Genomic DNA, 26762 nt, shown 5'->3' on the forward strand with positions numbered 1-26762 from the left:
GGCGGCCCCGGTTAAGAGGTTGAATCAGCATGCAAGCAGGAACCGAGACTCCCTTCTGGCATTTTACCGCCGACTACCCACGCGATATGGCGGGCTACGCCGGCAAGCCGCCGCACGCACAGTGGCCGGGCGACGCGCGCATTGCCGTGCAGTTTGTGCTGAATTTTGAAGAGGGGGGCGAGAACCATGTTCTGCACGGCGACAGCGGATCGGAGCAGTTTCTCTCCGACATCATCGGCGCGGCCAGCTACCCGGCGCGCCATATGTCGATGGACTCCCTCTATGAGTACGGTTCGCGCGCCGGTTTCTGGCGTATCCATCAGGAGTTCCAGCAGCGCGGCCTGCCATTAACGGTATTTGGCGTGGCGATGGCACTGGCGCGCAACCCGGCGGTCGTCGAGGCGATCAAGGCGGCAAATTATGACGTAGTGAGCCACGGCTGGCGCTGGATCCACTATCAGGATCTTGATATCCAGACCGAGCGCCAGCATATGCAGCAGGCGGTAGAGATCCTGCAAACGCTGTTCGGCAAACGTCCGCTCGGCTGGTATACCGGGCGCGACAGCCCCAACACCCGCGCGCTGGTGGTAGAGCAGGGCGATTTTCTCTATGACAGCGACTACTACGGCGACGATCTGCCCTTCTGGACCACCGTTAATGAGAAACCGCACCTGATTGTGCCCTATACGCTGGATGCCAACGACATGCGCTTTGCCACCGCCCAGGGCTTTAACACCGCCGAGCAGTTTTATACCTACCTGAAAGATAGCTTCGATGTGCTCTATGCCGAAGGCGAAGCGGCACCGAAGATGATGTCTATCGGCATGCACTGCCGCCTGCTAGGACGACCGGGGCGGTTTCGCGCCCTGCAGCGTTTCCTCGATTATGTGCAGAGCCACGACAAGGTGTGGATCTGCCGCCGCCAGGAGATTGCCGAGCACTGGCTGAAACATCACCCTTATAAAGCGTAACCAGTCTGCTGCCCGCCAATGCGCGGGCGAAGGTTAGCGCGTCAGGCGCAGCTGCTGCAGGTTACCATCAAGCTGTAACTCCGTTTGCAGACGCGCGACATTCCGGCAGATAAAGGCCATCTCGCGGTGCGCTTCCAGCTTTTGGCGCCACTTCTCCGGCACTTCGATAAGGTTGTCGTAAAGCGCTTCCAGCGTGGGGAAGGTGCTGAGGAGCTGGGTAGCGCTTTTTGGCCCGATCCCGGCGACGCCCGGCACTTTTGAACTGCTGATGCCCGCCAGCCCCCAGTAGTCCGGCAGCTGCTGCGGCGTGACGCCATACTCACCGGCAATAAACGGCGCATCGAGCCAGCGTTTCTGGAAGTAGTCGCGGATGCGGATGGTGGGCGAGAGCAGCTGGCAGTAGCCTTTGTCCGTTGAGACGATCGTTGCCTCCTGCCCCGCCTGAGCCATTTTCACCGCCAGCGTGGCGGCGAGATCGTCGGCTTCATTGCCCGGCGTCGCCCAGCAGCGAATGCCGCGCTGCTCAAACGCCGCGCGCAGTGCGGGCATCTCCTGATGGAGTGGCTCCGGCATCGGCGGTCGGCCTGCTTTATAGTCCGGCAGCAGCTGGTGACGCCAGCCCTGATTGCGCGCTTCATCATCGAACACCGCCACCGCGTGGGTCGGCTGGCTATGCACAATCAGCTGCTCAAGCGCGTGCAGGCAGGTCTCCGCGCAGGGTGAACCCTGCACCGCATGAATACGGCGAATGAGATTGAGTGCGTCGACAATAAGCAGATGAGCCACGGATACCCTCCTTGTAAGCGAGCGCTAAGGGTAACATTGCCCGCTTTTTGAGGCTATGAAACGGTAACTATTCAGGAAGATGCCTCGCAAAACGAGGCATCTGTCAGGCAGGTTAATCGCAGGTAACGACTTTCATCGCCAGGCCACCGCGGGAGGTTTCGCGGTACTTGGCGTTCATATCTTTTCCGGTTTCGTACATCGTCTCGATCACTTTATCGAGGCAGACGCGCGGCTCGCTGGTGCGGCGCAGCGCCATACGTGCGGCGTTAACTGCTTTAACCGAGGCAATGGCATTACGCTCGATGCAGGGCACCTGCACCTGGCCCGCGACGGGATCGCAGGTCAGACCGAGGTTGTGCTCCATGCCGATTTCCGCTGCGATGCACACCTGCGCCGGGCTTGCGCCAAGCAGTTCAGCCAGGCCCGCTGCCGCCATCGAACAGGCAACACCCACTTCCCCCTGGCAGCCCACTTCCGCACCGGAGATCGACGCATTCATCTTATAGAGCGAGCCGATAGCGCTGGCGACCAGCAGATAGCGCGCCAGCGAGTTAGCGTTCACTTCGCGGATAAATTTGTCGTAGTAGGCCAGCACCGCCGGGACAATGCCGCAGGCGCCGTTGGTGGGGGCGGTCACCACGCGGCCACCGGCAGCGTTCTCTTCATTAACCGCCAGCGCGAACATATTGATCCAGTCGACAACCGCCATCGGATCGGTTGTGGTTTTATCACTGCTGACCAGCATGCGGCGCAGCGCGGCGGCACGACGCGGCACACGCAGTCGTCCCGGCAGCACCCCTTCGGTGTTGATGCCGCGCTCAATACCGCCGTGCATCACTTCCCAGACGCGCGCCAGGTGCTGCTCCAGCTCCTCTTTGCTGTGCAGCGCCAGCTCGTTTTTCATCATCAGGCCGGAGAGAGAAAGCCCGCTCTGCTGGCAGTGACGCTGTAAATCGGCGGCGCTTTTATAGGGGTAAGGCACCTCAACCGGCGCGCTGGTGGTCTGACCGAAGTGCGCTTCATCGACGATAAAGCCGCCGCCAATGGAGTAGTAGGTCTGGCTGTAGAGTACCTTTTCGCCCGCCAGCGCGGTGATGCGCATGCCGTTCTCATGCAGCGAGAGGTTATCGGCATGGAAGTTCATGCAGCGATCGACCGGAAACTCCACTTCGTGCTCGCCGTTCGCCAGCAGCAGGCGGCCGTGTGTGTTCACGTCCTGAATAAATCCGGGAATCGCATCAATATTGACGCTATCCGGCAGATTGCCGGCCAGCCCCATAATAATGGCGATATCCGTATGGTGGCCTTTGCCGGTCAGAGAGAGCGAGCCGTAAACATCCACGACCACGCGGGTTACATCACGCAGCAGGCCGTGGGATATCAAATCATCGGTGAACTGTTTGCCAGCTTTCATGGGGCCGACGGTGTGCGAGCTGGAGGGACCGATACCGATCTTAAAAATATCGAATACGCTGATCATAACGCGTTATCCATGACAAAGAGGGATGGCGCCGCCCGGCTGGACGGCGCGCAGAGATTAGCTGAACAGGGAGTAGAAAATCGCGGAGATAGCGATAAGACCCATAATCACAATGAAGACGTTACTGATGTGGCCGCTGTATTTACGCATCGCAGGGACACGGGCAATCGCATACATCGGCATTAGGAAGAGGATCATAGCGATAATCGGGCCGCCCAGTGTTTCGATCATGCCGAGGATGCTCGGGTTCCAGGTCGCAACAGCCCAGGTGGTCAGCAGCATGAACAGCGCGGTAATGCGGTTCAGCTTGTTGATTTCAATGGTTTTACCTTTGCTACGCAGCGACTTGATTACCATACCGTTGAAACCTTCACGCGCGCCGAGATAGTGGCCGAGGAAGGATTTGGTGATGGCGATCATTGCGATGATCGGTGCCATCCAGGCGATGATCGGCGCATTAAAGTGGTTAGCCAGGTAGGAGAGAATCGAGATGTTCTGCTCTTTCGCGGAAGCGAGATCGGCCGGTGCCAGGCTCAGCACGCAGCTGAAGACAAAGAACATGACCGTCAACACCATCATGATGTGGGCGAAGGCCAGAATGCGGGAGCATTTACGTTCTGCTTCTGCGCCGTACTCTTCACGTTTCGCCACGGCGAAGGAGGAGATGATCGGTGAGTGGTTAAAGGAGAAGACCATTACCGGGATCGCCAGCCACAGGGTCATCCACAGGCCATTGCCGGTGGCGGACGCCGTGTCGAAAGAGAGGGTTTCCAGCACCGCGCCGTTCCACTGCGGGATCAGGTAAATCGCCAGCAGCATCAGGGCGATAACAAACGGGAAGACCAGAATACTCATCGCTTTAACGATCATCTGCTCGCCGAAGCGCACGATGGTCATCATACCCACGATCAGGATCAGGGAGAGGATGGCGCGCGGCGGCGGCGTCATGCCCAGCTGGTGGGTCATAAAGCTGTCGACGGTATTGGTGATCGCCACGCTATAAACCAGCAGAATTGGGTAGATGGCGAAGAAGTAGAGCAGGGTAATCAGTTTACCCGCGCCGATACCAAAATGTTCTTCCACCACTTCGGTGATATCTTCGCCGGGATTTTTACCGGAAAGCACAAAGCGGGTCAGGCCACGGTGTGCGAAGTAGGTCATTGGGAAGGCAAGGATAGCCATGATGATCAGCGGAATCAGTCCGCCTACGCCAGCGTTGATGGGCAGGAACAGTACGCCAGCGCCAATCGCGGTACCGTAGAGGCCTAGCATCCACATGGTGTCGGTCTTACGCCATGCGCTCCGCGTTCCGGTTGAAGCCAGATTACTGGTTTGAGTCGTTTCCATTGGTAAATCTCCTGGGAAAAGCAAAAAGCTGCCATTTAGACAAATCGATTGCCATAGACGCCAGCGGTAATATTTTATCCGGTTGATTGCGGCTATTTTTATAATTTCTTACCGCAATTATTTGCGGCGGAAAGATACATGTATGTTATGACTCTATCAGTGATCAGGATCGCAATTGCGATAATCCACTTTTTAAGTGGGCATATTTAGACCATCTGTCTGCTTATCGAAAATCATCTGAGATTTATGGGCGCGAAGGCTATCACCCGCCAGATATGCGATCAAACTCACAGCGGTGAAAGACGATAAAAGCGCTGTAGATCATCCCATTAGCAGTGATTTATCGACTTTTAAGCCAACTGAAGTGGATCATTACCTTGTGCAGGATAAGGGCATTAGGCTGTGAGAGAGGGAAAGGTATAAGGGCGGCTTATGGCCGCCCGGTGAACGATATAGATCAGGCGCAGATTTCGTAGCAGGGGATATAGGCTGAACCGGGGAGTTTCATACGGTGCTGGGCGACAAAGCCTTGCAGCAGATCGTCCATCCTGCGCATCATGTCGCTGTCGCCATGAATTTTGTAAGGGCCATACGCTTCAATCGCACGAATACCGTGCTCTTTGACGTTGCCCGCCACAATCCCGGAGAAGGCGCGACGCAGATCTGCCGCCAGCACTTCGACGGGCTGATCCGGGTAGAGCTTCAGGTTGGCCATATTTTCATGAGTCGGTTCGAACGGCACCTGCAGATCCGGCGCAATGCGAATCGACCAGTTGAAGCTGTAAGCATCGCCGGTTTCGCGACGATTCTCTTTCACCTGCGGCATCGCCTTTTTCATCTGCCGCGCCACTTCGGCCGCATCGTTGATGATGATGGTGTAGTGGCGGCGCGCGGCTTCGCCCAGCGTGTTAACGATAAACTCATCCAGCACGCGGAAGTAGTCGGCGCTCTCTTTCGGCCCGGTGAGGATCAGCGGCAGCACCTGATTTTTGTTCGCCGGGTTCATCAGAATACCCAGCAGGTAGAGCAGCTCTTCCGCCGTGCCGACACCGCCCGGGAAGATAATGATACCGTGGGCGATGCGCACAAACGCTTCCAGACGCTTTTCAATGTCCGGCATGATAATCAGTTCGTTAACCAGCGGATTAGGCGGCTCTGCGGCGATGATCGACGGCTCGGTCATGCCGATAAAACGCCCCTCTTTATAACGCTGCTGCGCGTGGCCGACCGCCGCGCCCTTCATCGGCGCTTCCATCGCCCCCGGCCCGCAGCCGGTGCAGATATTCAGTTCGCGCAGGCCGAGCTGGGTGCCGACGCGGCGCGCGTAGAGGTACTCGGTTTCGTTGATAGAGTGGCCGCCCCAGCAGACCACCATGCTCGGTGCTTCGCCGACGTGCAGGGCACGGGCGTTACGCAAAATCGAAAACACCAGGTTGGTGATATGGGTTGAACTCTCCATATCAAGATGCTGAAAGCGTCCGGCGTTATGGATCTGGCCGTTCACGAACAGGATATCGCGCAGTACGGCAAACAGGTTGGCCTGCAGCGCGCGGATCAGACGCCCGTCAACGAACGCCTCTTCCGGTGGGTTAATCAACTCCAGCTTTACGCCGCGTTCACGGCGCAAGACGTTGATATCAAAACTTTCGTTACGGGAGAGCAGCTCTTTACTGCTGTCGGTCTGGCTCCCTGAGTTCAGTACAGCGAGAGAACAGTTGCGAAACAGTTGATACAGGTCGCTGCTGGCCGTGCGTTTAAGCATATCGACTTCCAGCTGCGACAACATATCCATCGAGCCAAGCGGGCTAATATGTGTAATCAAGTGAACTCCTTACGGGACGAAAATTTTATCTTCCCTGCTGATTACAATAGTCCTGGCTTATGACGTTTAACAACCTGCCAACGCATGTTTTACTGGCGCGCCAGCCGCCCGGTTGCCGGAACGAAGCGGGTGTTGCTGCGCCACGGGTTGATATCGAGGCCGCCGCGTCGGGTGTAGCGCGCGTAAATGCTGAGGGATTCCGGCTGGCAAAAGCGCTGAATATCCGTAAAGATGCGCTCAACGCACTGCTCGTGGAACTCATTGTGATGGCGGAAGGAGACCAGGTAGCGCAGCAGTTTTTCTCGATCGATCTTCCCCCCGCGATACTGGATCTGGACAGAGCCCCAGTCAGGCTGGTGGGTGATCAGGCAGTTTGATTTCAGCAGATGGCTGACCAGCGTCTCTTCCACCTTCTCGCCACTCGCAGCGTCGGTCAACAGCGCAGCATCAAACTCATAGTTATCAATAGCGATATCCTGATCGTCGATGCAGAGGCCAGCGAAGCGGGCGACCGGCTGCCCTTCCAGCTCATCGACGCGGTAGAGCGTAACGCTTACCGCACCCTGCGCGCAGGCGCTGAGGTCGCGTTGCAAAGTGCTGCGCACCTCATCCCAACTGGCGAAACGGGTCTGGTTAAAGCTGTTGAGATAGAGTTTAAAACTTTTAGACTCCACCAGATTAAGACTGGCGTAATCCAGCTCCACCTGGCCGACCGCGACCTGCGGCAATCCGTTGGCATTAAGCCAGGAGAGCTCATACAGCGTCCAGATATCCGCGCCGTGAAAGGGGAGGTTATCAGCTTTCAGCCCAAGAGGATCGCGGTTGAGCGAGCGCGGCACGCCTTGCAGTAGACCGGCGTCATAGGTGTCGCGGTAGTCGGTGGTTTTGCCCAGCGTCAGGCCTGAGAGCGCCTGGTGGTTATCATAAGAAGACATGTTTCATCGCCATTTTGCAGGTAAACTATGGCGCAAGTTTATCCTGGCTTAAGTAAAGAGAGAAATCGGTGGAAAAAGAGACGGCTCAGGCGCTGAAAGCCTTTACGGAACGTTATTGCGATGCGTGGCATGCGGCGCACGGCAGTTGGCCGCAGAGTGAAGAGTTGTATGGCGTCCCTTCGCCCTGCATCATCTCTTCCACCGAGGCCGCTGTGTTCTGGCAGCCGCAGCCCTTTACGTCGCAGCAGAACGTTCACCCCGTTGAACAGGCGATGGAGATTGTGGTACAACCGCCGATTCATGCGTTCTATACCACGCAGTTTGCCGGTGACATGCGTGCGCGGCTGGGCAATATCAGCCTGACGCTGTTGCAAACCTGGAGCGAAGCGGATTTTGTCCGGGTACAGGAAAATCTGATTGGGCACCTGGTGACGCAGAAAAGGCTCAAATTATCGCCTACACTTTTTATCGCCACGCTCGATAGCGAGCTGGATGTCATCTCGGTGTGTAACCTGAGCGGCGAGGTGGTACAGGAGACGCTCGGTACGCGTAAACGTACGCGTCTGGCCAGCGACCTGCCCGAATTCCTCACCCAGCTTGAACCCCTTGTGTAAGCCCATAGCCTACATCCCGTGTGAGAGATCTCTTACAAAGCCTGTAGGAGATCGGCTGTTCGTATTCTATAATTCACGTGAGTTATCTTTATCTAAACGATTAAAAAACATAATGTTAATGGGATAATCCCTGGGATTACAGAGCTGGTGCGGCATCGCTTTGTCGTTAAGTCTCCTTGTAAGACCGGCCGGAATACGTAATTCTATCTCCTGTCGACACGGAGTCTGACTAAGGGACGTACATCAGGATGATGTTGTCTCTGGACACACCGGGAAGGTGCTTCACGGACAGACTTCAGGACGAAGTGAGAGGATATCGCCGGAGTGCGTTAAAGGACACCTCCAGGACGGAGAATGAGAGCCGGTCAGGATGGACGGTAGATCAGGAGGATCCAGGACACGCTTTAAGGATAAGGCCAGGTCACATCGGGGTGGTGTGAGCATGATGCGTTGTTTAAGGATGAACGGGTCAGGAGACCGCAGGAAAAGTTTTCATGGATGAGCAGGGAGCACACGGGTAGCCGGATAGCTGCAAAACGAACCGGGAGCACTGTTTTTACAGTGCTCCCTTTTTTTATTTCTCCCGCTCTTTGCTATGCTGCGCGCCAGTCTGATTAAACGGGGGCTTTTATGACTCAACATCAACGCGTGCGCCAGCAGCTTCAACTGATTGAAGCGCAGCTGCGCAAGCACGATCTCTGGCAAACCACCGCCCCGGCGCAGAGCGCCTTTGAGAGCACGCAACCCTTCTGCATGGATACTCTCGCACCCTTTGAGTGGCTGCAATGGGTGCTGATCCCACGTATGCACGCGCTGCTCGACAGCAAACAGGCGCTGCCGCAGGCTTTTGCTATCGCGCCCTATTACGAAATGGCCCTTGAGGCGACGCACCCCGCCCGCGATGTGATGCTGGTTCATCTCCAGCAGCTTGACGCCCTGTTTGCCGACGAAACTCACTGATGCTGGAGATAATCTACCAGGATGAGTGGCTGGTTGCCGTCAATAAACCCTCCGGCTGGCTGGTGCACCGCAGCTGGCTCGACCGCGATGAAAAAGTGGTGGTGATGCAGACCGTGCGCGACCAGATTGGTCAGCATGTCTTTACCGCCCATCGCCTCGACCGGCCCACCTCCGGCGTTTTGCTGATGGGTCTCTCCAGCGAAGCGGGGCGGCGTTTGTCCCTGCAGTTTGAGCAGCACCAGCTGCAGAAGCGTTACCACGCCATCGTGCGCGGCTGGCTGATGGAGGAGGCGCTGCTCGACTATCCCTTGATCGAGGAGCTGGACAAAGTGGCGGATAAATTCGCCCGCACCGACAAAGATCCGCAGCCTGCCGTGACCCACTATCGTGGTCTTGCCACGACCGAATTGCCGGTGGCGATCGGTAAGTTTCCCTCCACGCGCTATGGGCTGGTCGAGCTGGAGCCGAAAACCGGGCGCAAGCACCAGCTTCGCCGCCATCTCTCCCATCTGCGCCATCCGATTATTGGCGACAGCAAGCATGGCGATCTGCGGCAAAACCGCAGCGCGGCGGCCCATTTCGGCCTCAATCGCCTGATGCTGCACGCCAGCCAGTTAAGCCTTACGCACCCCTTTACCGGCGAGGCGCTGACCCTGCGCGCCGGCTTCGATGCGGTGTGGATGCAGGCGCTGGATCAGTTCGGCTGGCGGGGCCTTCTCCCTGAGAATGAAAGGGTTGAGTTTAGCGGGCTCAGCGGTCAGGATGAGGGCAATCTGGAATCACGCAAGGAGTGATAAGCATGGCGAATGTAGGCATTTTTGTCGGCACGATGTACGGCAATTCGCTGCTGGTAGCGGAAGAAGCACAGGCGATTTTAGAAGCCGGGGGACATACGGCAAAGGTGTATGAAGATCCCGAAGCGGCGCAGTGGGAGAGCAACAAAGGCAACTATGCGCTGGTGGTCACCTCCACCACCGGCCAGGGCGATCTGCCGGACAGCATCGCGCCGCTGTTTCACTACCTGCGCGACACCGTCGGCTACCAGCCCGAGTTACGCTACGGCGTGATTGCGTTGGGCGACAGCACCTACAGCCACTTCTGTGGCGGCGGGAAAAAATTTGATGCCCTCCTGCAGGAGCAGGGCGCGCAGCGCATCGGCGAGGTGCTGCTGATTGACGCCAGCGAAGATCCGGAGCCGGAAAGCGTCTCCAATCCGTGGGTAGAGCAGTGGGCAAGCCTGCTGAAATAAGCCCTTCTCCCTCCCGCGCGGCGGGAGGGTTAGCCTCTTTTTCTCAACCGTCAAGCGACGCCATTCACACTCTTCGCACGTGATCGGCGCTTTTACCCCGCCGTTTATCGTCCGTTTCAATTTTCGTGAAATACCCCCCATCGCCCTGGGCTAATGCCCCAAACCCACGCTGACCTGCCACCGAATGTTGTGTTGATGCACGGTGAGAGTTACCAGGCCGCTTTTTATACTCCTTGAGCCAGTTAATAAAGCCGCCCGCCGTGAAGTGAAACCGCGCCGGGCCGCGGCATAAAAAGAGCGACAGCGTTCTGTCTTCCCCTACAGGTTGCGCCGTACAGGATGCATGTTGAAAAGAACATCTATGCTTCGGGAGTACAACCATGAGTGCATTAAGCCAGGCGGCGAGCAGCGCTGAAAAGCGCACTAACGCCCGCTACTGGATCGTGGTGATGCTATTTATCGTCACATCCTTCAACTACGGCGATCGCGCCACGCTATCGATTGCCGGCTCCGAGATGTCTAAGGCTATCGGCCTTGATCCTGTCGGTATGGGCTATGTCTTTTCCGCGTTCTCCTGGGCCTATGTGATTGGCCAGATCCCGGGCGGCTGGTTGCTTGACCGCTTCGGCTCGAAACGCGTCTACTTCTGGTCCATCTTCACCTGGTCTCTTTTTACGCTGCTGCAAGGGTTCGTCGACCTCTTCAGCGGCTTTGGCATCATCATCGCGCTCTTCACCCTGCGCTTTATGGTCGGCCTGGCGGAAGCGCCCTCGTTTCCGGGCAACAGCCGCATTGTTGCCGCCTGGTTCCCGGCACAGGAGCGCGGCACTGCGGTGGCGATCTTCAACTCCGCGCAGTACTTCGCCACGGTGATCTTCGCGCCGATCATGGGCTGGCTGACCCATGAAGTGGGCTGGTCGCATGTATTCTTCTTTATGGGCGGGCTTGGGATCCTCATCAGCTTCCTGTGGCTGAAAATGATCCACGAGCCGAACCAGCATCCGGGCGTTAACAAGAAGGAGCTGGAGTACATCGCCGAAGGCGGCGCGCTGATCAACATGGATCAGAAGAGTAACCAGCAGAAAGTGCCCTTTGCGCAGAAGTGGGGACAGGTCAAACAGCTGCTCGCCTCGCGCATGATGATCGGCGTCTACCTTGGGCAGTACTGCATCAACGCCTTAACCTACTTCTTTATCACCTGGTTCCCGGTCTATCTGGTGCAGGCGCGCGGTATGTCGATCCTGAAAGCGGGCTTTGTCGCCTCGATCCCGGCGATCTGCGGCTTTGTTGGCGGCGTGCTTGGCGGGGTGATCTCAGACTGGTTGATGCGCCGCTACGGTTCGCTGAACGTGGCGCGCAAGACACCGATCGTGCTGGGCATGCTGCTCTCCATGAGTATGGTGTTCTGTAACTACACCGATTCAGAAACCCTGATCATCGCCTTTATGGCGCTGGCCTTCTTCGGCAAAGGCATCGGTGCGCTCGGCTGGGCGGTGATGGCAGATACCGCGCCGAAAGAGATCAGCGGCCTGAGCGGCGGCCTGTTTAATATGTTCGGCAATATCTCCGGCATCGTCACGCCGATTGCGATTGGCTACATCGTCGGCACCACCGGCTCGTTTAACGGCGCGCTGATCTACGTTGGCGTTCATGCGCTGGTGGCGGTGCTCAGTTACCTGGTGCTGGTGGGCAATATCAAACGCATCGAACTTAAACCCGTAACAGGACGCGAATGATGAATACACAAGCCACGCCTCGCATCACCGATATGAAAGTGATCCCGGTTGCCGGGCACGACAGCATGTTGATGAATATCGGCGGCGCGCATAACGCTTACTTTACCCGCAATATCGTGGTGCTGACGGACAGCGCCGGCCATACCGGCGTGGGTGAAGCGCCGGGTGGCGAGGTGATCTATCAAACATTGGTCGATGCCACGCCCATGGTAGTGGGACAAGAGATCGCCCGGCTGAACAAGGTGGTGCAGCGGGTGCACAAAGGCAACCAGGCGGCGGATTTCGACACTTTTGGTAACGGTGCGTGGACCTTTGAACTGCGCGTTAATGCCGTCGCGGCCCTGGAGGCGGCGCTGCTCGATCTGCTCGGCAAAACCCTGAATGTTCCGGTGTGCGAGCTGCTGGGGCCGGGCAAACAGCGCGATGCCGTTACCGTGCTCGGCTACCTCTTCTATGTCGGCGATCGCACGAAAACCGACTTGCCCTATCTGCAGGCGACGCCAGGCAGCCACGAGTGGTACCGGCTGCGCCATCAGGAGGCGATGAGCAGCGAGGCGGTAGTGCGCCTTGCCGAAGCCTCACAGGATCGCTACGGCTTCAAAGATTTCAAACTGAAGGGCGGCGTGCTGCCGGGCGAGCAGGAGATTGACACCGTGCGCGCGCTGAAAAAACGCTTTCCTGATGCACGCATCACCGTCGATCCCAACGGCGCGTGGCTGCTGGACGAAGCCATCCGCCTCTGCAAAGGGCTGAACGATGTGCTGACCTATGCGGAAGATCCCTGCGGCGCAGAGCAGGGCTTCTCCGGGCGTGAAGTGATGGCGGAGTTTCGTCGCGCCACCGGTCTGCCGGTCGCCACCAATATGATCGCCACCAACTGGCGGGAGATGGGCCATGCAGTGATGCTCAACGCGGTTGATATTCCGCTCGCCGATCCGCACTTCTGGACGCTCTCCGGCGCGGTGCGCGTCGCGCAGTTGTGCGACGACTGGGGTTTAGCCTGGGGTTGCCACTCCAATAACCATTTCGATATCTCACTGGCGATGTTCACCCACGTCGCTGCCGCAGCACCAGGCACGCCAACGGCGATTGATACCCACTGGATCTGGCAGGAGGGCGATGCGCGTCTGACGAAGGAGCCTTTGCCGATCCGCGAGGGCAAAATCGCCGTACCGGACGCGCCGGGGCTTGGCGTTGAGCTGGACTGGGCGCAAATTGAGAAAGCGCACGCGATCTATAAAACCTTGCCGGGCGGTGCGCGTAATGACGCCGGCCCGATGCAGTATCTCATTCCTGGCTGGACGTTTGATAAAAAACGCCCCGTTTTTGGACGGCATTAAAAGAGCAAAAGGAGATCAATATGAGTACGTACAGTTCCACGCCCGTTGTGGCATCAATGCAGGTTATTCCCGTTGCCGGTCACGACAGCATGTTGATGAACCTGAGCGGCGCGCACGCGCCTTTCTTTACCCGCAATATTGTCATCATTAAAGACAACGCCGGTCATACCGGGGTAGGCGAGATCCCCGGCGGGGAGAAGATCCGCCAGACGCTGGAAGAGGCCGCCGCGCTGGTGGTCGGGAAGACGCTGGGCGAATACAAAAACGTGCTCAACAGCGTGCGCAACACCTTTGCCGATCGCGATGCCAGCGGGCGTGGGCTGCAGACCTTCGATCTGCGCACCACCATTCACGTGGTCACGGGTATCGAAGCGGCGATGCTCGATCTGCTCGGTCAACATCTTGGCGTGAACGTCGCCTCCCTGCTCGGCGAAGGCCAGCAGCGCAGCGAAGTGGAGATGCTCGGTTACCTCTTCTTCGTAGGCGATGCCAAAAAGACGCCGCTGCCTTACCAGAGCCAGCCCGACGACGCATGCGACTGGTATCGCATCCGCCATGAAGAGGCGATGACGCCGGATCGCGTGGTGCGCCTCGCCGAAGCGGCCTGGGAGAAATATGGCTTTAACGACTTCAAACTGAAGGGCGGCGTGCTGGCGGGGATGGAGGAGGCAGAAGCGATCGCCGCGCTGGCAAAACGCTTCCCGCAGGCGCGCGTGACCCTCGATCCGAACGGCGCATGGTCGCTGGATGAAGCGATCGCCATCGGCAAGCAGCTGAAAGGCGTGCTCGCCTACGCCGAAGATCCGTGCGGTGCCGAGCAGGGCTTCTCCGGGCGTGAAGTGATGGCGGAGTTCCGCCGCGCCACCGGTCTGCCAACCGCCACCAATATGATCGCCACCGACTGGCGGCAGATGGGCCACACCCTGTCACTGCAATCGGTCGATATCCCGCTGGCCGACCCGCACTTCTGGACTATGCAGGGCTCGGTGCGCGTGGCGCAGATGTGCCATGAGTTTGGCCTCACCTGGGGGTCGCACTCCAATAACCACTTCGATATTTCGCTGGCGATGTTTACCCATGTCGCCGCCGCCGCGCCGGGCAACATTACCGCCATCGACACCCACTGGATCTGGCAGGAGGGCAACCAGCGCCTGACCAAAGCGCCATTTGAAATCAAAGGCGGGATGGTACAGGTACCGACCACGCCGGGGCTCGGTGTTGAGCTGGATATGGATCAGGTGATGAAGGCCAACGCGCTGTATCAAAAACACGGACTCGGCGCGCGCGACGATGCGATGGGCATGCAGTACCTGATCCCCGACTGGAAATTTGATAACAAGCGTCCCTGCATGGTGCGTTAATGAAATTGCCACTCCTTGCGGGGGCTGGCATTTCCCGCTGCCGGCAAGGTGTATGCTTACCGTGGTGAATATGCGTAAGGACGGCTTATGAAAATTGTCATCGCCCCCGACTCCTACAAAGAGAGTTTAACGGCCCTGGAGGTGGCGACCGCCATTGAAGCGGGCTTTAGCGAGGTGTATCCCGACGCTGAGTACGTGAAAATCCCGGTGGCGGACGGCGGGGAAGGGACGGTAGAAGCGATGGTCGCCGCCACGCAAGGGCGGGTGGTGAAAGTGGTGGTCAAAGGGCCGCTCGGTGAGGAGGTCGACGCCTTTTATGGCCTCTCTGGCGATGAGCAGTCGGCGTTTATTGAAATGGCGGCAGCAAGTGGGCTGGAGCGCGTGCCACCGGCGAAGCGCGACCCGTTAATCACCACCTCATGGGGGACCGGAGAGCTGATCCGCCATGCGCTGGATGCAGGCGTGAAACATATCATTATCGGCATTGGCGGCAGCGCGACCAACGATGGCGGCGCGGGGATGGTACAGGCGCTCGGCGCAAAGCTGCTTGATGAGCAGGGGAAGCAGATCGCCGCAGGCGGTGCGGCGCTGGAGAGCCTGGCGCGCATTGATATTGGTGAACTGGATCGTCGCCTGGCGCAGTGCCGGATTGATGTGGCCTGCGATGTTACCAATCCGCTTACCGGTAAAGAGGGGGCTTCAGCGGTCTTTGGCCCGCAAAAAGGGGCGACGCCTGCGATGATAGAGCGGCTGGATAAGGCGCTGGCGCACTATGCGCAGATAATCGCCCGCGATCTTGATTGCGATGTATTAACACTCCCCGGCGGCGGCGCGGCCGGGGGCATGGGCGCGGCGTTATATGCCTTTTGCGGCGCCGGGCTGCGTCAGGGGATTGAGATTGTTACCGATGCGCTGGCGCTGGATGAACACGTGGCCGACGCGGACCTGGTGATCACCGGCGAAGGGCGTATCGACAGCCAGACCGTGCATGGCAAAGTGCCGGTCGGCGTTGCAAGGGTCGCCAAACGGTATGATATTCCGGTGATCGGCATTGCCGGCAGCCTGACCGCCGATGTCGGCGTGGTGCACGATCACGGCATCGACGCGGTGTTCAGCGTGATTTACAGCATCTGTTCTCTCGACGATGCATTAGCCAACGCCGGGGAGAATGTACGCTTTACCGCCCGCAATGTGGCGGCGGTGTTAAAAGCGGGGCAGACGTTGCGGTAAGCATTGCCGAATGCCGGATGGCTGGCTTTGCCGGATGGCGCTTACGCTTATCCGGCCTACGGGTGCGATATGCCTGTGGGGCTGGCTTTGCCGGATGGCGCTTGCGCTTATCCGGCCTACGGGTGTGATATGCCTGTGGGGCTGGTTTTGCCGGATGGCGCTTGCGCTTATCCGGCCTACGTTCACGAAGCCGCTGAAACCGCGTAGGCCGGATAAGCGTTTACGCGCCATCCGGCAATGGGATCGCACTTAACCAATCAGCCGGTGCGCTTCGCGCGCCACGTTGTCCATCTCGTCGAGGAGTTCGAGAAGCTCCGGCTCAAGATCTTCGGCGGGCACGCCGCTGCGCAACTGATGCTCAATCAAATGACAGAGCTTTTTCAGGCGGGGTACGCCGCTGTAGCCGCAGCTACCGTGCAGTTTATGAATTCCCTCCGCCAGCCCGCCTGGCGCTTCACCGACCAGCTGCTCTTCGACCATATTGCGGATCTCCGGCAGGAACTCGACCAGCATATGCAGCATATCGCGCGCCAAATCCGATTTTCCCGCCGCCTGGCGCAGGGCTAACTGCCAGTCAAGCGTCGTTTCATCATCCACGGTAATAACGGGCGGCGCCTGCTCTGTTTCCGGCTCCTGCGGCGTCAGCCATGCGCCGACGCTGTGGCCGGGCTTATAGCGCAGCAGCAGGTTACGCAGCTTCTCCTCCTCAATCGGCTTCGCCAGGTAGTCATTCATCCCGGCGCTGAGCAGCTTCTCTTTCTGCCCGGCCATCGCATGGGCGGTGACGGCGACCACCGGCGTCTGCTGCTGGTGCGGCAGCTGGCGGATCAATTCGCAGGCGCGAATACCGTCCATGTCCGGCATCTGAATATCCATCAGCACCAGATCAAACTGCATCTGCTTCGCGCGCTCAAGAGCCTGCAGGCCACTTTCACACAGCTCCACCTGCTGAACCTGATCCTCAAGCAGGGCGCCAATCAGCTTCAGGTTGGCGGGGTTATCATCCACTGCCATCACCGACATCGGCAATTTGCTCTCATCCGGCGCGGGGAGCTCAGCCTGCCTCGTGATGCGGCAATACTCGGTTAACGCAGGCAGCAGACGCGTAGAGGTGAGCGGTTTGAGCAGACAGGCCGCTGCGCCATCCTGTTTGAGCGATTCGGCGTCAACCTGCGCGTGGCACGGCAGCGCCAGCAGCAGGTAGTCGGTCATTTCCGCGGCGCGTGCCAGGCGGTCATGCTGCATGCTCAGTGGCTCCCGTACGGTCACTGGAATTGCCATCAACAGCATGTCGTAGTGCGCCTGCGGCAGCGCGGAAAACGACGGGCTGTAGATCACTTCCAGCGGCGTTTCGCTCAGCACATCGAGCGTACACTGCGCCGCCGTCGCATTCGGCTCCACATAGGCCAGGCGCTTGCCGACCAGACAGCGGGTCGGCTGCATCTCGCTGATGGCGTTAGGGTTGAGATCGAGATTGATATGGAACCAGAAAGTCGATCCGCGATTGGGCTGGCTGTGGAAAGAGATATCGCCGCCCATCTCATTGACCAGCCGCTGGGTGATCACCAGCCCCAGCCCGGTGCCGCCGTGGCGACGCGAAATGCTGGCATCCGCCTGACGAAACGCCTGGAAGAGCCGCGACTGATCGCGCTCCGGAATGCCGATGCCGGTATCGCGGATCTGCATCTCCACCTGCACTTTGTTATTACTGATGGCGCGCTTCTCCACCACCACGTCGATATTGCCGTTTTCCGTAAACTTGATTGCGTTACCGACCAGGTTGGTGATCACCTGTTGCAGGCGCAGCGGATCGCCGATCACGTTATCCGGCACATCGTTTTTGATATTCAGCGTCAGCTCCAGCCCCTTGTCATGGGCCGAATGCGCCAGCAGCGTCACCACCTCATCCAGCGTGCTGCGCAGCGGGAAGGGGATGCTTTCCAGAATCAGCTTGCCCGCTTCCAGCTTGGAAAAGTCGAGCACGTCATTGATGATCGCCAGCAGGTTATTGGCTGAACGCTCAATGGTCAGCAGGTGGTCACGCTGGGTAGGGTTTAGCTCCGATTTCAGCGTCAGGCGGGTAAAGCCAATCACGCCATTCAGCGGCGTACGCAGCTCGTGGGACATATTGGCGAGAAACTCGGATTTGATGCGTGCCGCTTCCTGAGCGCGTTTTTTCGCCAGATCCAGTTCGACGTTCTGGATCTCCATCTGCTCCAGCGTTTCGCGCAGATCGGAGGTCGACTGGTCAATGTTGTGCTGCATCTCTTCGTGATAGGCCGCCAGCGACATTGCCATTGAGTTAATGCCGTTTTTCAGCATATCCAGCTCGCCAAGCATAAACCCTTCGACGCGGCTATCGAGCTGGCCGCGGCGGATCCGATCGACGGTATTGACCATATTGCGGATCGGGCTTGTGACATCACGCATCAGCCGCCAGCCGAAAATCAGCGCGATGCCGATACAGAAGAGGATCATCAGGCTGGAGATAAAGATCTCTTTGTACTGCTGCAAACGTACCGATTTGAGATCCAGCTCCAGCGCCACATAGCCGAGCAGATTGTCGGTGATCTTATCCGCCGGTAGCGAAGAGCTGGCGGGTGCAAACCCTTCGGTGAGGATCGGTGTGCGCAGGATCATCACATCGCCGCGCCGGGTGACGCTCAGCTTGCGCGGAATGGGCTGATTAGCGGGCAGCTTGAGGGAGTCGCCCTCCAGTTGCAGGTTCGATGAGACGAAGAGCGCGTTCTTATTGTCGTAGATCGAGATGGCCCGCACGATATCGGAGTGACGCCGATGCAGGACGCTAATCAGCTGGCCGATGGCGTCTTTATCCTGCAGCGTCATGCTGTATTCGCTGGAGACGGCCAGCGGCTCAATAATGCTGGCACCGGCGTCTTCAAGCTGACGCTGCAAATCGTTATAGCGATGCACAACAAAAAAGATGCTGAGCAGCACACCGATAAGCACGGTGGGGGCCAGAATCAGAATCATCATGCGTGCGCGCAAGCTGTAGTTGGTCATGGAATTCCGTTATGGGAGAATGGGCCCATTGATCAGTAATTGAGATTTTTCACCGCAATGGCGCAATTCTACTCTGCAAAACGACGAGTGACGACTCGTCAAAAAATAACCGTAACAGTAAACGACCTTGACCCGTTTGGGCAGGGGGTGGCGCGTCATAATGGTAAAGCGCTGTTTATTCCCGGTTTGTTACCCGCAGAGAGGGCGGAAATTATCCTCAAAGAGGAGAAGCGCCAGTTTGCCCGCGGCGAAGTGAGCCGTCGCCTGAACGACAGCCCGGAGCGCGTAGCGCCGCGCTGCCCGCACTTTGGCGTCTGCGGCGGCTGCCAGCAGCAGCACGCCAGCATTGAGCTGCAACAGCGCAGCAAACGCGCCGCGCTGGCGCGCCTGATGAAGCAGGACGTAGACGATGTTATCGCCGGCGAGCCGTGGGGATACCGCCGCCGCGCACGCTTAAGCCTGAGCTGGCAGCCGAAAGCGCAGCGTCTGGAAATGGGTTTTCGCAAAGCGGGCGAGAGCGATATCGTCAATGTCACACAATGCCCGGTGCTGGTGCCCCGTCTTGAAGCACTGCTCACGCCACTGCGCGACTGCCTGGCTGAATTAAGCGGCGTTCGCCAGTTAGGGCATGTCGAACTGGTCGAGGCGGATAATGGTCCGCTGATGGTGCTGCGCCACACCGCGCCGTTAAACGCCGCCGACAGAGCAAAACTGGAACGCTTTTCGCATTCCCATCATCTTGCGCTTTATCTCGCGCCGCAAAGCGATATTGTTGAGCAGATCACTGGTCAGACTCCCTGCTACGCTTCTGACGGGCTACCCTTACACTTCAGCCCGCGGGATTTTATCCAGGTCAATGATGGCGTAAATCAGCAGATGGTCGCCCGCGCGCTGGCGTGGCTCGATGTGCAGCCGCAGGACCGCATTCTCGATCTCTTCTGTGGGATGGGAAACTTCACGTTGCCGCTGGCGAAGCGCGCAGCAGAGGTGGTTGGCGTGGAGGGCGTTGCTGAACTGGTGGCAAAGGGGCAGGAGAACGCACAACAGAATGGTTTGCACAATGTGACATTCTTTCATGAAAATCTGGAGGAAGATGTTACAAAACAGCCGTGGGCGAGCCGTGGGTTTGACAAAGTTCTGCTCGACCCTGCGCGTGCGGGGGCGGCGGGTGTCATGCAGCATATTCTAAAATTGTCGCCGGGCCGGGTGGTTTACGTCTCCTGTAATCCCGCCACGCTTGCACGCGACAGTGAAGCGCTGCTGAGTGCGGGATACCAGATTGAGCGGCTGGCGATGCTGGACATGTTCCCGCACACTGGCCACCTGGAATCGATGGTGTTGTTTGTGAAACACAAATAATTAATTTCGGCTTGCCGAATTCGGCAGGCCCGGTCCCTGAAAGGAGAGGACAATGGTTGCGGTACGCAGTGCGCATTTGAACAAAGCGGGTGAATTCGATCCGGCCAAATGGATCGCCAGTCTGGGCATTACCAGTCAGCCGTCGTGTGAACGCTTAACCGAAACCTGGGCTTATTGTCTGCGTCAAACTCAAGGGCATCCGCAGGCGGAGATCCTGCTTTCACGCGGTATCGAGATGGTGGAGATCCTCTCGATGCTGAGTATGGATACCGACACGCTGCGCGCCGCGTTGCTCTTTCCGCTCGCCGATGCGGAAGTGGTCAGCGAAGAGGTGCTGCGTGAAAACGTCGGTAAAGCGGTGGTTGAGCTGATCCACGGCGTGCGCGACATGGCCGCCATCCGCCAGTTAAAAGCGACTCATACCGATTCCGTCTCCTCCGAACAGGTGGATAACGTCCGCCGCATGCTGCTGGCAATGGTGGATGATTTCCGCTGTGTGGTCATCAAGCTCGCTGAACGTATCGCCCATCTGCGCGAAGTGAAAGATGCGCCGGAAGATGAGCGCGTACTGGCAGCGAAAGAGTGTACCAACATCTACGCGCCGCTGGCGAACCGCTTAGGTATCGGTCAGCTGAAGTGGGAGCTGGAGGATTACTGCTTCCGCTACCTGCACCCGGAAGAGTACAAACGCATCGCCAAACTGCTGCACGAGCGCCGCATCGATCGCGAACACTACATTGATGAGTTTGTCGGCCACCTGCGCGCCGAGATGAAGACCGAAGGCGTGAAAGCCGAAGTGTATGGCCGCCCGAAACATATCTACAGCATCTGGCGCAAGATGCAGAAAAAGCACCTCGCATTCGACGAGCTGTTTGATGTCCGTGCCGTGCGTATCGTCGCTGAACGGTTGCAGGATTGCTACGCCGCGCTGGGGATTGTGCATACCCACTATCGCCATCTGCCGGATGAGTTTGACGACTATGTCGCTAACCCGAAACCGAACGGCTACCAGTCCATCCATACTGTTGTTCTGGGGCCGGGCGGTAAAACCGTTGAGATCCAGATCCGTACCCGCCAGATGCACGAAGATGCCGAACTCGGCGTTGCCGCGCACTGGAAGTACAAAGAGGGCACCGCGACGGCGACGGGTGCGCGTTCCGCCCATGAAGATCGCATCGCCTGGCTGCGTAAGCTGATCGCCTGGCAGGAGGAGATGGCAGACTCCGGCGAGATGCTCGACGAGGTGCGCAGCCAGGTCTTTGATGACCGGGTCTACGTCTTTACGCCAAAAGGGGATGTGGTAGACCTGCCCGCTGGCTCCACGCCGCTGGATTTCGCTTACCATATTCACAGCGATGTTGGTCACCGCTGCATCGGCGCGAAAATCAGCGGTCGCATCGTGCCCTTTACCTATCAGCTGCAGATGGGCGATCAGATTGAGATCATCACCCAGAAGCAGCCGAACCCCAGCCGCGACTGGCTCAACCCGAACCTCGGCTATGTCACTACCAGCCGCGGGCGCTCGAAAATTCACGCCTGGTTCCGCAAGCAGGATCGCGACAAGAACATTCTTGCCGGTCGCCAGATCCTCGACGACGAGCTGGCGCACCTCGGTATCAGCCTGAAAGAGGCAGAAAAGCACCTGCTGCCGCGCTACAACTTCAACGAGCTGGACGAGCTGCTGGCGGCGATTGGCGGCGGCGATATTCGCCTCAACCAGATGGTCAACTTCCTGCAGGCGCAGTTCAACAAGCCGAGCGCCGAGGAGCAGGATGCCGCTGCGCTCAAGCAGCTGCAGCAGAAAACCTATGCGCCGCAGAACCGCAGTAAAGATAACGGTCGCGTGGTGGTCGAAGGGGTCGGCAACCTGATGCACCACATTGCGCGCTGCTGCCAGCCCATCCCGGGCGACGAAATCGTCGGTTTTATCACCCAGGGGCGCGGTATCTCGATTCACCGCGCCGACTGCGATCAGCTGGAAGAGCTGCGCAATGTCGCACCGGAGCGCATCGTTGATGCCGTGTGGGGCGAAAGCTACTCGGCGGGCTACTCGCTGGTGGTGCGCGTCACGGCAAACGATCGCAGCGGGCTGCTGCGTGATATCACGACCATTCTCGCCAATGAAAAGGTCAATGTGCTGGGCGTTGCCAGCCGCAGCGATACCCGCGAGCAGCTGGCGACCATCGATATGAATATTGAGATCTACAACCTGCAGGTGCTGGGCCGCGTGCTTGGCAAACTGAATCAGGTGCCTGACGTTATTGACGCCCGCCGCCTGCACGGCGGCTGATCGTCTCTTCACCCGATCCTCTCCGGCAGGGGAGGATCGCTTTTTAGCAAGGATTTTTCATGACACAAATCGAGCGTCTGCTCGGGATCATGCAACGGCTGCGCGACCCGCAAACCGGCTGCCCGTGGGACAAAGAGCAGACTTATGCCACCATCGCGCCCTATACGCTGGAAGAGACTTACGAAGTGCTCGACGCCATTTCACGCGAAGACTTCGACGATCTGCGCGGCGAGCTGGGCGATCTGCTCTTCCAGGTGGTCTTCTACGCGCAGATGGCACAGGAAGAGGGGCGTTTTGACTTCAACGATATCTGCGCCGCTATCAGCGACAAGCTGGAGCGCCGACACCCGCATATCTTTGGCGATGCACAGGCGGGTAACAGCGCAGAAGTGCTTGAGCGCTGGGAGCAGATCAAAACCGCCGAGCGGGCAGAGAAAGCGCAGCACTCGGCGCTGGATGATATTCCCCACAGCCTGCCGGCGCTGATGCGTGCCCATAAGATCCAGAAGCGCTGCTCAACCGTCGGTTTTGACTGGACCACCATCGGTCCGGTGCTCGACAAAGTGTATGAAGAGATCGATGAAGTGATGGACGAAGCCAAACAGGCGGTTGTCGATCAGGCGCGCGTGGAAGAGGAGATGGGCGATCTGCTTTTCGCGACGGTAAATCTCTCCCGGCATCTGGGCGTCAAAGCGGAAGTGGCGCTGCAAAAAGCGAACCTCAAATTTGAGCGTCGCTTTCGCGAAGTTGAACGTCTGGTGCAGGCGCGTGGGCTGGAAATGACCGGCGTAGATTTGGAAACAATGGAAACTATCTGGCAGCAGGTAAAGCGCCAGGAACATGATCTTTAAGGCATTTGTGGTAATAAGCGCGATTTGTGTGATTTTTTAAATAGCAAGCGCTTGATTTGCGTCAAAAACATTTGCTGGAAAGGGGCTATTTTCACACTCATTACGTTTGTTGAAACGTTTCCGCTAACGCCGCTTCGGCTCATCCAGCGTGCTTCCGGGCGGCAACAGCACGAATCAGCGGACGTTCAGAATTGTTGTACAAGCGGCGTCAGCAAAGAAAGCTAACGCTAATGCGGCCTGAAGAACGAAGAGGAGGGGGAATGAAAGTTTGTGGCGCAACTCATCATCCGGTATACTGCTTTCCCGTCCTGGTTATTCCACCGTCTTTTAAACCTAACTTCTCAGGTTCAGCATGACAACGAACTATATTTTTGTGACCGGCGGGGTCGTATCCTCTCTGGGTAAAGGCATTGCCGCAGCCTCCCTGGCAGCTATTCTTGAAGCCCGTGGCCTCAAGGTCACCATGATGAAACTGGATCCGTATATCAACGTCGATCCGGGCACAATGAGCCCTATCCAGCATGGTGAAGTGTTCGTTACCGAAGATGGCGCAGAAACCGATCTTGATTTGGGTCACTACGAGCGTTTTATCCGCACCAAGATGACCCGTCGCAACAACTTCACCACCGGCCGTATCTACTCCGAGGTGCTGCGTAAAGAGCGCCGCGGTGACTATCTCGGTGCGACCGTGCAGGTTATCCCCCATATCACTAACGCCATCAAAGAGCGCATTATTGCCGGCGGCGAAGGCCACGACGTTGCGCTGGTTGAGATCGGCGGTACCGTGGGTGATATCGAATCCCTGCCATTCCTCGAAGCGATCCGCCAGATGGCGGTAGAAGTGGGCCGCGAGCGCACCCTCTACATGCATCTGACGCTGGTGCCATATATGGCCGCTTCCGGTGAAGTGAAAACCAAGCCGACTCAGCACTCCGTGAAAGAGCTGCTCTCCATCGGTATTCAGCCAGATATCCTGATTTGCCGCTCCGATCGCGCCGTTCCGGCCAACGAAAGAGCGAAAATTGCTTTGTTCTGTAACGTTCCAGAAAAAGCTGTGATTTCTCTGAAAGACGTCGATTCCATTTATAAAATTCCGGGCCTGTTGAAATCTCAGGGGCTGGACGATTATATTTGTAAACGATTCAGCCTGAACTGCCCGGAAGCGAATCTCGCCGAGTGGGAGCAGGTCATTTACCAGGAAGCGAATCCGTCGGGCGAAGTCACTATCGGTATGGTCGGCAAATACATCGAATTGCCGGATGCCTATAAATCGGTGATTGAAGCGCTGAAACATGGTGGTCTGAAGAACCGCGTAACCGTCAACATCAAGCTGATTGATTCGCAGGATGTGGAGACGCGCGGCGTTGAGATCCTCAAAGGCCTCGATGCTATTTTGATCCCGGGTGGCTTTGGCTACCGCGGCGTAGAAGGCAAGATCGCCACCGCGCGTTTTGCGCGTGAAAACAATATTCCTTACCTCGGCATCTGCCTGGGTATGCAGGTTGCGTTGATTGAGTATGCGCGCCATGTGGTCGGGATGGAGAACGCCAACTCCACGGAATTTGTGCCAGACTGTAAGTACCCGGTTGTGGCGCTGATCACCGAGTGGCGTGACGAAGAGGGCAACGTTGAACAGCGTTCTGAGAAGAGCGATCTCGGCGGCACCATGCGCCTCGGCGCGCAGCAGTGCCAGCTTAGCAATGAGAGCCTGGTTCGCCAGCTCTATGGCTCAGAAACGATTGTTGAGCGCCATCGCCATCGCTACGAAGTCAACAATATGCTGTTGAAACAGATTGAAGCTGCGGGCCTGCGTGTTGCGGGTCGTTCCGGGGATGATCAGTTGGTCGAGATCATCGAAGTGCCGAACCATCCGTGGTTCGTTGCATGCCAGTTCCACCCGGAGTTTACTTCTACGCCGCGTGACGGACATCCGCTGTTTGCCGGTTTTGTGAAAGCCGCCAGCGAGTATCAAAAGCGCCAGGCGAAGTAAAATATACAAAGACAGTGCACCCCGACGGGTGCATTGTTGTCTGGAGTTTTAGTTTAACTTGTACTGAGGAAAACCTAATGTCCAAAATCGTTAAAGTCATCGGTCGTGAAATCATCGACTCCCGTGGTAACCCGACTGTTGAAGCAGAAGTTCACCTGGAAGGTGGTTTCGTTGGTCTGGCTGCCGCTCCGTCAGGTGCTTCCACTGGTTCCCGCGAAGCGCTGGAACTGCGCGATGGCGACAAATCCCGTTTCCTGGGTAAAGGCGTAACCAAAGCGGTTGGCGCGGTTAACGGCCCGATTGCTCAGGCGCTGCTTGGCAAAGATGCCAAAGACCAGGCTGGCATCGATAAGATCATGATCGATCTGGACGGTACTGAGAACAAATCCAACTTCGGCGCGAACGCAATCCTCGCCGTCTCCCTGGCTGCTGCGAAAGCTGCTGCTGCCTCTAAAGGCCAGCCGCTGTACGAGCACATCGCTGAACTGAACGGCACTCCGGGCAAATACTCCATGCCGGTTCCGATGATGAACATCATCAACGGCGGCGAGCACGCTGACAACAACGTCGACATCCAGGAATTCATGATCCAGCCGGTTGGCGCGTCAAGCGTTAAAGAAGCGATCCGCATGGGTTCTGAAGTGTTCCATCACCTGGCGAAAGTGCTGAAGTCTAAAGGCATGAACACCGCTGTAGGTGACGAAGGCGGCTACGCGCCGAACCTGGGCTCCAACGCCGAAGCGCTGGCAGTTATCGCTGAAGCGGTAAAAGCAGCAGGCTACGAGCTGGGCAAAGACATCACCCTGGCGATGGACTGCGCAGCGTCTGAATTCTACAAAGACGGCAAATATGTGCTGGCTGGCGAAGGCAACAAAGCTTTCTCCTCTGAAGAGTTCACTCACTTCCTGGAAGAGCTGACCAAACAGTACCCGATCGTCTCCATCGAAGATGGCCTGGACGAATCTGACTGGGACGGCTTTGCTTACCAGACCAAAGTGCTGGGCAACAAAATCCAGCTGGTTGGCGACGATCTGTTTGTGACCAACACCAAGATCCTGAAAGAAGGTATCGAAAAAGGTATCGCTAACTCCATCCTGATCAAATTCAACCAGATCGGTTCTCTGACCGAAACCCTGGCTGCAATCAAGATGGCGAAAGATGCGGGCTACACTGCCGTTATCTCTCACCGCTCTGGCGAAACTGAAGACGCAACCATCGCTGACCTGGCGGTAGGTACTGCGGCTGGCCAGATCAAAACCGGTTCCATGAGCCGTTCTGACCGCGTTGCCAAATACAACCAGCTGATTCGTATCGAAGAAGCCCTGGGTGAAAAAGCACCGTACAACGGTCGTAAAGAGATCAAAGGCCAGGCATAATCCCTGCGCGTTGGTCTTAGAGAAATGCCAGTCGAATGACT

General features: G+C 57.7%; 20 protein-coding genes. 14 read left to right on the forward strand and 6 right to left on the reverse strand.

From position 1 onward, the window contains the following. Positions 1-29: 29 nt before the first annotated feature. Positions 30-971: an allantoinase PuuE gene (gene puuE / locus PU683_RS02835; RefSeq protein ID WP_277170004.1), complete on the forward strand. Its 942-nt coding sequence runs from the start codon at positions 30-32 to the stop codon at positions 969-971. Between the two features lie 33 nt (positions 972-1004). On the opposite strand, the gene xni is transcribed toward puuE, so the two are convergent. From xni to queF, 5 genes are all read right to left on the reverse strand, one after another. After that, positions 1005-1757 carry a flap endonuclease Xni gene (xni, locus tag PU683_RS02840; RefSeq protein WP_277170005.1) on the reverse strand — a complete coding sequence of 251 codons (753 nt, stop codon included), beginning with the start codon at positions 1755-1757 and terminating at the stop codon, positions 1005-1007. A gap of 112 nt (positions 1758-1869) precedes the next feature. After that, positions 1870-3237: an L-serine ammonia-lyase gene (locus PU683_RS02845; RefSeq protein ID WP_277170006.1), complete on the reverse strand. Its 1368-nt coding sequence runs from the start codon at positions 3235-3237 to the stop codon at positions 1870-1872. A gap of 57 nt (positions 3238-3294) precedes the next feature. After that, positions 3295-4584: an HAAAP family serine/threonine permease gene (locus PU683_RS02850; RefSeq protein WP_277170007.1), complete on the reverse strand. Its 1290-nt coding sequence runs from the start codon at positions 4582-4584 to the stop codon at positions 3295-3297. A gap of 457 nt (positions 4585-5041) precedes the next feature. Further along, positions 5042-6406, reverse strand: coding sequence for a nucleotide 5'-monophosphate nucleosidase PpnN (gene ppnN, locus PU683_RS02855; protein ID WP_277170008.1), 1365 nt, complete (start codon positions 6404-6406; stop codon positions 5042-5044). 89 nt (positions 6407-6495) lie between these two features. Further along, complete coding sequence (queF, locus tag PU683_RS02860) at positions 6496-7341, reverse strand: NADPH-dependent 7-cyano-7-deazaguanine reductase QueF (RefSeq protein ID WP_277170009.1); 846 nt, start codon at positions 7339-7341, stop codon at positions 6496-6498. A gap of 68 nt (positions 7342-7409) precedes the next feature. Between queF and syd the strand changes: the two genes are divergently transcribed. From syd to PU683_RS02900, 8 genes are all read left to right on the forward strand, one after another. Next, positions 7410-7955, forward strand: a complete 546-nt coding sequence (gene syd, locus PU683_RS02865) for a SecY-interacting protein (protein ID WP_277170010.1) — start codon at positions 7410-7412, stop codon at positions 7953-7955. A 630-nt stretch (positions 7956-8585) separates the two neighbouring features. Next, the gene (locus PU683_RS02870) at positions 8586-8915 is read left to right on the forward strand and encodes a YqcC family protein (protein WP_277170011.1); all 330 of its coding nucleotides are present in this window, start codon (positions 8586-8588) and stop codon (positions 8913-8915) included. Further along, the gene (gene truC / locus PU683_RS02875; protein WP_277170012.1) at positions 8915-9709 is read left to right on the forward strand and encodes a tRNA pseudouridine(65) synthase TruC; all 795 of its coding nucleotides are present in this window, start codon (positions 8915-8917) and stop codon (positions 9707-9709) included. The genes PU683_RS02870 and truC overlap by 1 nt, the downstream gene beginning before the upstream one ends. 5 nt (positions 9710-9714) lie before the next feature. Further along, positions 9715-10164 (forward strand): flavodoxin, encoded by a 450-nt coding sequence (locus PU683_RS02880; RefSeq protein ID WP_277170013.1) that lies wholly within the window; start codon positions 9715-9717, stop codon positions 10162-10164. 380 nt (positions 10165-10544) lie between these two features. Beyond that, complete coding sequence (locus PU683_RS02885) at positions 10545-11900, forward strand: MFS transporter (protein WP_277170014.1); 1356 nt, start codon at positions 10545-10547, stop codon at positions 11898-11900. After that, on the forward strand, positions 11900-13240 hold the full coding sequence (locus tag PU683_RS02890; protein ID WP_277170479.1) for an enolase C-terminal domain-like protein: 1341 nt from the start codon (positions 11900-11902) through the stop codon (positions 13238-13240). The genes PU683_RS02885 and PU683_RS02890 overlap by 1 nt, the downstream gene beginning before the upstream one ends. A gap of 20 nt (positions 13241-13260) precedes the next feature. Further along, a complete protein-coding gene (gudD, locus tag PU683_RS02895; protein ID WP_277170015.1) occupies positions 13261-14601 on the forward strand; it encodes a glucarate dehydratase in 1341 nt (446 codons plus the stop codon). 87 nt (positions 14602-14688) lie between these two features. Then, positions 14689-15831, forward strand: coding sequence for a glycerate kinase (locus PU683_RS02900; protein WP_277170016.1), 1143 nt, complete (start codon positions 14689-14691; stop codon positions 15829-15831). Positions 15832-16080: 249 nt separating this feature from the next. Here the strand turns inward: PU683_RS02900 and barA are convergent, their stop codons facing one another. Continuing rightward, entirely contained in the window at positions 16081-18855 is a 2775-nt protein-coding gene (gene barA / locus PU683_RS02905) for a two-component sensor histidine kinase BarA (protein ID WP_277170017.1), read from the reverse strand. A 57-nt stretch (positions 18856-18912) separates the two neighbouring features. Here barA and rlmD point away from each other — a divergent pair, with 57 nt between their 5' ends. The 5 genes from rlmD to eno all read left to right on the forward strand — a co-directional run bounded on the left by rlmD (position 18913) and on the right by eno (position 26721). Continuing rightward, a complete protein-coding gene (gene rlmD / locus PU683_RS02910; RefSeq protein ID WP_277170018.1) occupies positions 18913-20214 on the forward strand; it encodes a 23S rRNA (uracil(1939)-C(5))-methyltransferase RlmD in 1302 nt (433 codons plus the stop codon). A gap of 52 nt (positions 20215-20266) precedes the next feature. Beyond that, the gene (gene relA / locus PU683_RS02915) at positions 20267-22504 is read left to right on the forward strand and encodes a GTP diphosphokinase (protein WP_277170019.1); all 2238 of its coding nucleotides are present in this window, start codon (positions 20267-20269) and stop codon (positions 22502-22504) included. A 59-nt stretch (positions 22505-22563) separates the two neighbouring features. Beyond that, positions 22564-23355, forward strand: a complete 792-nt coding sequence (mazG, locus tag PU683_RS02920) for a nucleoside triphosphate pyrophosphohydrolase (protein ID WP_277170021.1) — start codon at positions 22564-22566, stop codon at positions 23353-23355. Positions 23356-23707: 352 nt separating this feature from the next. Next, positions 23708-25345, forward strand: a complete 1638-nt coding sequence (pyrG, locus tag PU683_RS02925) for a glutamine hydrolyzing CTP synthase (protein ID WP_277170022.1) — start codon at positions 23708-23710, stop codon at positions 25343-25345. Positions 25346-25422: 77 nt separating this feature from the next. Next, complete coding sequence (gene eno / locus PU683_RS02930) at positions 25423-26721, forward strand: phosphopyruvate hydratase (protein ID WP_277170023.1); 1299 nt, start codon at positions 25423-25425, stop codon at positions 26719-26721. Positions 26722-26762: the final 41 nt, after the last annotated feature.

Origin of the sequence: Candidatus Kosakonia sp. 282A-S69, from assembly GCF_029433855.1 — a bacterium.
Lineage (GTDB): Bacteria > Pseudomonadota > Gammaproteobacteria > Enterobacterales > Enterobacteriaceae > Kosakonia > Kosakonia cowanii_A.

Bases quoted from the DNA above. Each gene is read 5' to 3' on its own strand.
- puuE (WP_277170004.1), top strand. From the start codon at position 30: ATGCAAGCAGGAACCGAGACTCCCTTCTGGCATTTTACCGCCGACTAC.
- PU683_RS02845 (WP_277170006.1), bottom strand. From the start codon at position 3,237: ATGATCAGCGTATTCGATATTTTTAAGATCGGTATCGGTCCCTCCAGC.
- PU683_RS02850 (WP_277170007.1), bottom strand. From the start codon at position 4,584: ATGGAAACGACTCAAACCAGTAATCTGGCTTCAACCGGAACGCGGAGC.
- queF (WP_277170009.1), bottom strand. From the start codon at position 7,341: ATGTCTTCTTATGATAACCACCAGGCGCTCTCAGGCCTGACGCTGGGC.
- PU683_RS02870 (WP_277170011.1), top strand. From the start codon at position 8,586: ATGACTCAACATCAACGCGTGCGCCAGCAGCTTCAACTGATTGAAGCG.
- truC (WP_277170012.1), top strand. From the start codon at position 8,915: ATGCTGGAGATAATCTACCAGGATGAGTGGCTGGTTGCCGTCAATAAA.
- PU683_RS02880 (WP_277170013.1), top strand. From the start codon at position 9,715: ATGGCGAATGTAGGCATTTTTGTCGGCACGATGTACGGCAATTCGCTG.
- PU683_RS02885 (WP_277170014.1), top strand. From the start codon at position 10,545: ATGAGTGCATTAAGCCAGGCGGCGAGCAGCGCTGAAAAGCGCACTAAC.
- PU683_RS02890 (WP_277170479.1), top strand. From the start codon at position 11,900: ATGAATACACAAGCCACGCCTCGCATCACCGATATGAAAGTGATCCCG.
- gudD (WP_277170015.1), top strand. From the start codon at position 13,261: ATGAGTACGTACAGTTCCACGCCCGTTGTGGCATCAATGCAGGTTATT.
- PU683_RS02900 (WP_277170016.1), top strand. From the start codon at position 14,689: ATGAAAATTGTCATCGCCCCCGACTCCTACAAAGAGAGTTTAACGGCC.
- barA (WP_277170017.1), bottom strand. From the start codon at position 18,855: ATGACCAACTACAGCTTGCGCGCACGCATGATGATTCTGATTCTGGCC.
- rlmD (WP_277170018.1), top strand. From the start codon at position 18,913: ATGGCGCAATTCTACTCTGCAAAACGACGAGTGACGACTCGTCAAAAA.
- relA (WP_277170019.1), top strand. From the start codon at position 20,267: ATGGTTGCGGTACGCAGTGCGCATTTGAACAAAGCGGGTGAATTCGAT.
- mazG (WP_277170021.1), top strand. From the start codon at position 22,564: ATGACACAAATCGAGCGTCTGCTCGGGATCATGCAACGGCTGCGCGAC.
- pyrG (WP_277170022.1), top strand. From the start codon at position 23,708: ATGACAACGAACTATATTTTTGTGACCGGCGGGGTCGTATCCTCTCTG.
- eno (WP_277170023.1), top strand. From the start codon at position 25,423: ATGTCCAAAATCGTTAAAGTCATCGGTCGTGAAATCATCGACTCCCGT.